The following is a 408-nucleotide window of genomic DNA, read 5'->3' as shown; positions in this document are numbered from 1 at the left end:
GTGTCTATCGATACGCTGCAAACGCTCAGTATTAAAGAAAACCTCATCAATAATGGGACTGTGGGCGGCCAGGGTTACCTGGTCTTAGACGGTGCCTCTGCTCAGGAAATTAGTGGGACCGGCTCCTTTACTTACCTAAGACTCGACAATACAAACGGTACCACCTTAAACGATGATGCAGATATAATTGGTGTTTTAGACCTTCAGGATGGCTTATTTATCATAGCCCCTGATAAGTTTTTCACTTTTAAAAGCAGTGAAACCAAAACAGCAGTGATAGCAGAAGTGGCCGTTACTGCCGGTATTTCGGGGTGTGTCATCGTAGAACGCTATATGCCTCCTACCAATCGATCCTATAGATATATGGCCTCTCCTGTGAGCACGACGAACTGCGGCAGGCAAACCATT

General features: G+C 45.8%; 1 pseudogene. It reads left to right on the top strand.

Annotated features, from left to right (window positions below):
* Nucleotides 1-408: pseudogene (locus G3567_RS13270) on the top strand (hypothetical protein); the annotation flags it as partial.

The organism is Psychroflexus aurantiacus (assembly GCF_010820555.1).
In the GTDB taxonomy this organism is placed as follows: Bacteria; Bacteroidota; Bacteroidia; order Flavobacteriales; family Flavobacteriaceae; genus Psychroflexus; species Psychroflexus aurantiacus.
Note: the sequence above shows the minus strand (reverse complement) of the source record. Positions and strands in the feature narration are given on the sequence as shown.